This window comes from Sphingobium sp. RS1, from assembly GCF_056156825.1.
On the sequence record NZ_JBLZXE010000002.1, the window covers coordinates 2950237 to 2957500 of the forward strand.

The 7264-nt window shown below is 64.1% G+C and carries 9 protein-coding genes; 6 read left to right on the forward strand and 3 right to left on the reverse strand.

Features of this window, described 5'->3' with window-relative positions:
• Positions 1-166: 166 nt before the first annotated feature.
• From lepA to ACNHGR_RS16290, 3 genes are all read left to right on the forward strand, one after another.
• The gene (gene lepA, locus ACNHGR_RS16280) at positions 167-1972 is read left to right on the forward strand and encodes a translation elongation factor 4 (RefSeq protein WP_184269439.1); all 1806 of its coding nucleotides are present in this window, start codon (positions 167-169) and stop codon (positions 1970-1972) included.
• 5 nt (positions 1973-1977) lie between these two features.
• Entirely contained in the window at positions 1978-2481 is a 504-nt protein-coding gene (locus ACNHGR_RS16285; protein WP_475287419.1) for a hypothetical protein, read from the forward strand.
• Positions 2482-2550: 69 nt separating this feature from the next.
• Complete coding sequence (locus ACNHGR_RS16290; protein ID WP_475287421.1) at positions 2551-2886, forward strand: DUF2322 family protein; 336 nt, start codon at positions 2551-2553, stop codon at positions 2884-2886.
• A 14-nt stretch (positions 2887-2900) separates the two neighbouring features.
• Here the strand turns inward: ACNHGR_RS16290 and ACNHGR_RS16295 are convergent, their stop codons facing one another.
• Positions 2901-3455 (reverse strand): nuclease, encoded by a 555-nt coding sequence (locus ACNHGR_RS16295; protein WP_184269443.1) that lies wholly within the window; start codon positions 3453-3455, stop codon positions 2901-2903.
• 142 nt (positions 3456-3597) lie between these two features.
• Between ACNHGR_RS16295 and ACNHGR_RS16300 the strand changes: the two genes are divergently transcribed.
• Positions 3598-3984 (forward strand): PH domain-containing protein, encoded by a 387-nt coding sequence (locus ACNHGR_RS16300; protein ID WP_184269445.1) that lies wholly within the window; start codon positions 3598-3600, stop codon positions 3982-3984.
• Between the two features lie 179 nt (positions 3985-4163).
• Entirely contained in the window at positions 4164-4847 is a 684-nt protein-coding gene (locus tag ACNHGR_RS16305) for a hypothetical protein (protein ID WP_172598831.1), read from the forward strand.
• Positions 4848-4897: 50 nt separating this feature from the next.
• On the opposite strand, the gene ACNHGR_RS16310 is transcribed toward ACNHGR_RS16305, so the two are convergent.
• Both ACNHGR_RS16310 and ACNHGR_RS16315 read right to left on the reverse strand, forming a co-directional pair.
• Positions 4898-5437: a GDYXXLXY domain-containing protein gene (locus ACNHGR_RS16310; RefSeq protein WP_475287424.1), complete on the reverse strand. Its 540-nt coding sequence runs from the start codon at positions 5435-5437 to the stop codon at positions 4898-4900.
• Complete coding sequence (locus ACNHGR_RS16315) at positions 5434-6591, reverse strand: DUF2157 domain-containing protein (RefSeq protein ID WP_475287425.1); 1158 nt, start codon at positions 6589-6591, stop codon at positions 5434-5436. Before ACNHGR_RS16315 ends, ACNHGR_RS16310 begins: the two co-directional genes overlap by 4 nt.
• Before the next feature lie 247 nt (positions 6592-6838).
• On the opposite strand from ACNHGR_RS16315, the gene ACNHGR_RS16320 reads away from it, so the two are divergent.
• Entirely contained in the window at positions 6839-7114 is a 276-nt protein-coding gene (locus ACNHGR_RS16320; protein ID WP_184269451.1) for an HU family DNA-binding protein, read from the forward strand.
• Positions 7115-7264 lie beyond the last annotated feature (150 nt).

The following is a 7264-nucleotide window of genomic DNA, read 5'->3' on the forward strand; positions in this document are numbered from 1 at the left end:
CGTTTGTTGCTTGAGTTTGAAAATCGTTGCCCCGTTCCTGCGAATACTTATCACAGGGGTCAATCGCTTCCAAGCAAAGGGGCGTGGAAATGACGGGCTTTGTCATCGAATCCCGCCTGTGCGCGATCCTGCTGACAGCGCAGCGAATCGCTGCTATCGGGCGCCGATGACTGACCTTAGCCATATCCGTAACTTTTCGATCATTGCGCATATCGACCATGGCAAATCGACGCTGGCCGACCGCCTGATCCAGCGTACTGGCGGCCTGACCGACCGGGAGATGAGCGCGCAAGTCCTGGACAATATGGACATCGAAAAGGAGCGCGGCATCACCATCAAGGCGCAGACGGTGCGCCTCGACTATACCGCCAAAAATGGCGAAACCTATGAGCTGAACCTCATGGACACGCCGGGCCATGTCGACTTCGCCTATGAAGTGTCGCGCAGCCTGGCCGCGTGCGAGGGCGCGCTGCTGGTCGTGGACGCCGCGCAGGGCGTGGAGGCGCAGACGCTGGCGAACGTCTATCAGTCGATCGAGCATGATCATGAGATCGTACCGGTACTGAACAAGATCGACCTGCCCGCCGCCGAACCGGAAAAGGTGCGCAAGGAAATCGAGGACGTGATCGGCCTCGATGCGTCTGAAGCGGTGCTGGCCAGCGCCAAGTCGGGCATCGGCATCGATGATATTCTCGAAGCCATCGTCACCAAGATCCCGCCGCCCAAGGGCGATCGCAATGCCCCGCTGGAGGCGATGCTGGTCGATAGCTGGTACGACCCCTATCTGGGCGTCGTCATCCTCGTCCGCGTGGTCAATGGCGTCATCAAGAAGGGGCAGGCGATCAAGTTCATGATCGGCGGCACCGAACATCTCATCGATCGCGTCGGCTGCATGCGCCCGAAGATCGAGGCGCTGCCGGAGCTGGCTGCCGGCGAAATCGGCTTCATCACCGCGCAGATCAAGGAAATCGCCCAGACCCGCGTCGGTGATACCATCACCACGGTCAAGAATGGCGCGGCCAAGCCGCTGCCGGGCTTCAAGGAAGTGCAGCCGGTGGTGTTTTGCGGCCTGTTCCCGGTCGACGCCAACGACTTTGAAAAGCTGCGCGATTCGATCAGCAAGCTGCGCCTGAACGATGCGTCCTTCAGCTTCGAAATGGAAACCTCGGCCGCGCTGGGCTTCGGCTTCCGCTGCGGCTTCCTGGGCCTCCTCCATCTGGAAATCATCCAGGAGCGTCTGACGCGCGAATATGATCTGGACCTGATCACCACCGCGCCGTCGGTCGTCTATGACATGCATATGAAGGATGGTCGCATCCTCCACCTGCACAATCCGGCCGACATGCCCGATCCCAACCATATCGAGATGATCGAGGAGCCGTGGATCGAGGCGGTGATCTACTGCCCCGACGAATATCTCGGCTCCATCCTGAAGCTGTGCCAGGACCGGCGCGGCGTGCAGAAGAATTTGACCTATGTCGGCGGCCGTGCGCAGGTGACCTATGACCTGCCGCTCAACGAAGTCGTGTTCGACTTTTACGATCGGTTGAAGTCGATCAGCCGCGGCTATGCCAGCTTCGATTATCACCAGACCGGTAGCCAGGAAGGCGATCTCGTCAAGATGAGCATCCTTGTCAACAACGAGCCGGTCGATGCCTTGTCCATGATCGTCCACCGCTCGGCGGCGGAAGCCCGTGGTCGCCATATGTGCGAGCGCCTCAAGGATCTGATCCCCCGCCACCTGTTCAAGATCCCGATCCAGGCGGCGATCGGCGGCAAGGTGATCGCGCGTGAGACCATTGCCGCGATGCGCAAGGACGTGACCGCCAAATGCTATGGCGGCGACATCAGCCGCAAGAAGAAGCTGCTGGACAAGCAGAAGGAAGGCAAGAAGCGCATGCGCGAATATGGCAGCGTCCAGATTCCGCAGGAAGCCTTCATCGCCGCCCTGCGCATGGGCGACGAAAGCTGACCGGCATGGGCGACCGCTGCGCAGCCATTGCGGGGCAGGTCGCTCATATCCAGCGCGCCGCCGCCTTTCTGGCCAACGGCATGTCGCTGGGCCTCTGTCCCGATGCCGCGATGCGCCGTCGCGATGCCATGTCGGCAAAGCTGATCGGCAATGGCCTGCGCGAATTGGACCTCTTCCTGACCGACCTGATCGTGGAAGCGGGCCGGATTGACCGGCTGGGTGCGACGGCGGGACGCGATCCCGGCATCCATCCGGGCCGCCGCATCTTCAGCGCGGCAGAGGCGTGGCGGCGGACCGGGCCGCAACTGGGGCTGGCAGAAGAGAGCCGTGCCCGCCTGCGCCAGATGCGCGCGGCGCAAAACCGTCAATGTTTCGGCCAGTTGCGCGGCGACGGCGCGGAAGCGGCGATGCAGCGCGCCTGCGCCGATTATGCGCGGCTGGCGGGCGATGTGCTGGCGGCTGTCAGAGGAAGGGCGATGTCTGCGCTGCACCAGCCGACAGGCATATGATGGCGGATATGTTCGGAAGCTGTTAGAGGCCCGCGCCCAGAGAGTTCAAAGACAGGAAAGATGCGAGCGATGATTCAGCCGGGGACCAGCTTCAAGGATAATCTGGCGCAGCTGCCGTCGATCGCGGGCGTGGCCCGCATCGACCTGATCGACGTTCAGGGTGCCGTGGTTGGCAGCATCGAGAACCAGCCGGGCAAGCAGGGATCGCTGGCGGTCTATCATTATCTCGCCGGGACTTTTGGCGCACTGGACGCGCGGGCGGCCGATCACGGGCTGGCGCTGTTTGCCGAACATGTCCCCGATGCCCGCAATCGTCCCGGCGCGCATCCCAATGTCGATCGGCTGCTCGCCATTATGGCCGGCGGCGATCCGCTGACGATAAAGGTCGTGGTGGCCGTAAACTGAGAAACCGGGCTGAATCAACTGCCCTTGCACCAGTCGATTGGTTGGCGTGACCAGGGCCTTGCATAGCCTTTCAGGATCATGAGTTGCCCGATCGACACGCCGTCGCGCAGCAGGATGCGGGCGGACGGATCGGTGTCGGCGGAGTCGGGCATGGCCTCGAACGCGCCGCCATTCATCATCGCCAGCAGCGCCGCGCGGCCCTTGTGCGCCAGTGCGGCTTCCTGCGGGCATCGCGGGTCGATCTCACCGGGGACGCTGATGTCCGCCAGATGATAACGCCGGCCGCGCCAGGCATAGGCATCCGCGCCGAGCACGCAGGCATCGCCCTTGCTGTCGTCGCACAGCGCAAATTCTTCGGATATGGTGGCAGGCGTGGCGACCGGCCTGGAGCTTTCACCGGTGCCGGGAAGAATCTGGAGCAGCAGCATCGCTCCGCCCGCGGCAAGTGCCAGGGCCAGCAGAAGCATGCCGACCGGTATCAGGCGCGCGCGCTTTTCCTGTTTCTCGTTCAGCCAGCTACCCACTTCATCCGGGGTGCGATCGCCGACGTCGTAGAGATTGCGTGCCATGATCCGTCCCAATTGGAGCGGATGCTTTACCATGGCTTATGGAAAATTTCGGTTAACCAGCCAGTTTGATGCTGGTGTGTCGGCGGCTTGACGGACGCGCCGGGCCATGGTGAAGTCTGCATGCTGTAGCGAGGGAGACGGCGTGAGCGACATCTGGCTGTATGACGAGCATCCCGCCATGTTCCGGGCGCACCCGTTCCTGTTCCTGTTGCTGCTGGTATCGGTGGTGGGGATTATCGCCATTGGTATCTGGTGGGTACTGCACAAGGGCGAGCGGCTGGCGCTGAGCGAACGGGAGGTGCTGCTGGAGCGCGGTCTGCTGGCCAAGCAGCGGACCGAGATCGCGTTGACCAGCATCCGGTCGGTACGGATCACGCAGACTCTGGGCCAACGCATCTTCGGCGTCGGCCATGTCGAGTTGTTCAGTGCCGGCGATATGGCCGAGATTGCGATCAAGAATATGCCGCGGCCAGACCGCATCCGCGCGATCGCCGCTGCGCGCAATGTCGATCTGTTGCCGCAACGATAGCGGAAAAGATGAGGAATTTCGTTCAGGCCCTTGACTTGGGCCGATTAATTTAAACGATAGGGTTAACAAGGGAGGGGCCGAAGAGCCCCATATTCGCAAGAGGACGCCATGTCAGGAACGTCCGTTCACAAGAGGGTGAACGGCGGGAAAAGGGGTCGTCCATGGTAGGCTTGCGAGTGATGCCGTCTTTGCCGGATCTGACGGCCGAGCAGCGCGCCGATATACGGCAGGCCTGTGGCTTTGCCTGCGTCCGCTGCGGCGTGACCATCTATCGCTATCTGGGGTTGCCGGACGGGCCGGGGGCAACATTGCTCTGTCCGACCTGTCACGGGCTGGTCGAAGAGGGGCGGTTGACCGCCACGCAGGTGCAGAGTTTCCACGCCAACCCGGTGGTGCGGCAGCGCCATTTCGCGCGGGATCGCCTGCCCTTCTCGGCCGAACTGCCGCAACTGATCGTGGGGGGATCGCGGCTGCTGCGCGATACGCCGATCCCGATCACGCTGGAGGGCGAGCCGATCCTGATCTTTGCGCCGCCGCGCCGGATGAACGGCGCGACCCGGATCAGCGTGCGGCTGGGATCGCCCGATGGTGTCGCGACCCAGATTATCGATGGCAATGAATGGAAGCCGACCGACGGCAGCTGGCATTTCCTGCTGCGCGGCGATCGTTACAGCATGATGGCGGCGCGGGGCGACGGGCTGGCGGTGTTGCGGATCGTCGCGCGCAACCGGATCGCGGTGGAGCATCTGCGCACCACCATCAACGGTCGCCGGCTGGAGGTGACGCCCGACTGGCTGGAAATCGACGGGAAGCGCTATGTCGACAAGATCGGCAGCGGGACGCTGATCGGGCTGGAGCTTTAAGAGCATGAAGCGAACCGTCATCTGGGCTGGATGACGGTTCGCTTCATGCTTCAAGGCGACGGGCGCGGCCGGCGGCGGAATTCCATCGCGATTGGGCGCAGCATGCCGTCAGGGCGCACCCGGACGCGGATCAATCCCCGCACATCGGGATCGGCCAGCTTGCGGGAGAGAACCAGCGCTTCCGATTGCGAGGCGTAGAAGATGCCGGTGTCGAGGCCGCGTATCTCGCGCCGGGTTCCCAGCGTGCCGCGCAGGACGATGGCGCAATTCTTTTCCACGGCCGGATCGGCGTTGTTTTGCAAGGGCCAGACCGTGCGGATATGCGGGGCCCTGCCGGTGATGCAGAGCGCGTCGGCGCTGCCGGGCGTCACGGCGCTCTCCGTCTGCTGATGCGGCGGTGCCGGCCAGTCATAGCGATATTGGACATAATGGCCGCGTAGCAGGTCGCGCGGGTCATAGCCCCGGATCGGGATCAGCCATTCCTGGCCCTGCTGCGCCTGATGCTGGGTGACGGCCCAACTGGCGGCCAAAGCGATGAGTGGCAGCAGCAATGCGGCGGCGAGGCTTAGACGGGTGCGGCGGGGCGTCATGCGGCGTCCCCCCGCGCAGGAGCATAGCGCCGCGACAGGCGGATCGTAGCCCAGGCGACCGCCATGGCGAACAGGCCGGACAGAATCAGGCCGACGCCGCTGCCCAGCAAATCGTCGTTCAGTTCGAAGCTCAAGATGATGATGCGCAGCGCCACCATCGCCACGCCAAGCTGGAACAGCCGGCGCCAGCCGGCATGGATGGCGGCGGCGGCGGCCGAACCCCAGAGCAGGCAGAAGAGCAGGCTGCTGATCCAGGCGCGGGTGGCGCCATGGTCATGGGGAAGCAGTGCTTGAATCAGGTGCAGGGCCGCCGCGACCAGCAACAGTGCGGCGGTTGCCTGACCCGATGCGGTGCGCCGCGCGTAGGCGATGGCCGCCGCCGCTGCGATCAGGGCGAGCCCGTGGATCAGCGCGCTGCCGGATCGGATGCTGCCGTCGCCATCCCAGCCATGGAGCAGGATGAGCAGGCTGAGGCTGGCGAAGATGGTGGCGATGGCCATCTGTTCGAGCAGGCGCCAGAAGGCGGGGCGCTGGCTCCGGCCGCGCAGCAGCGCTGCGGCGCCGGCGACGATCATCGGCGGGCAGGCGATCAGGCCCCAGTAAAGCGACGGATAGGGAGGAACGGCGCGGCCGAACATCTGCCAGAGATGGCCGTGATCGTCGGCGTGGGCCCATAATGTGCCGAGCAGGCCGGTCATCCACAGGCCCGCGACCGGCCAGCCGCGCCCGAACAGCAGCAGGAGCGGCGAAAAGAGCAGCAGCCAGGCAAGCAGAGGCTGCCAGAGCGGTGAACTGGTCTGGTAGACCTGCCCCAGATGGCCGAAAAAGGTCAGACCGAGCACGGCCGCGACGAACAGCAGCGCGTCATGCACCTGATCGTGCATCCGGCCTCTGGGCAAGCTCCACCAGATCCAGGCGGAAAGCGCTGCCATCAGGAGCATGTGGAGCGCCAGCCGCGTGATGCCGGGAATCGCCTCCCAATTGGCGGCGATCAGCGAGACGAGTCCAAGCCCGATTGTGAGCGCGCCCAGCCCTACGATCGCCCAGACGCCGATCGGCCGGCTATGCGCCGCTTCCCACGCGCTGATCCGGCTGGCGGTGTCGGCGTCGATCAGCCCCGCCGCCTGCCATGCCCTGAGTTTCCGCTCCGACATGGCGGCAGATTAGCCCGAGCGGCACGAAGGGCAAGGCGATTGATTCGACACTGGCCTTCGGCAAAGCGGCAGTTTTTTGGGATGGCGCGCCGGTACGGTTGCGGCGCACTCGGTGGTGATCGGCCGGTCTGAGCCGGCAGAATGGGCCATTTGGCATATATTTACAGCGTTTCGGGCTTGTCCGGCATGGACGAGCGGCCGTGAGGGCGTTACCTGAAACGGCCCATAATCAGGAGCAGATGGTTTTATGAACAACAATGATCTCGCCGATGCAATCGCGGCGTCGAACGATCTGAGCAAGACCGAAGCCCGCAAGCTGGTGGATGCCGTCATCGGCGCCATCGCCGATGCGGCCGCCAAGGGCGACGAAGTGTCGCTTTCCGGCTTCGGCAAATTCAAGGTCAAGGACAGCCCGGCTCGCCAGGGCCGCAACCCGTCCACGGGCGCGACCATCGAGATCGCCGCTTCGCGCAAGCTGACCTTTGCGCCCGCCAAGGGCATCAAGGACCGCCTGAACGGCTGATCCGGGATTGCATGGCCCCGCCCCCGACAGGCCGGCGGGACCATGTCGATATCTTGCGCCGTCCGGCCTGTGTTCCATGGGTACGGACGGTGCCATTTGTGCGGGCAGCCGGCGTCAGGTCGGTGTGCTGCACTTTCTTCGCTGTCTCTG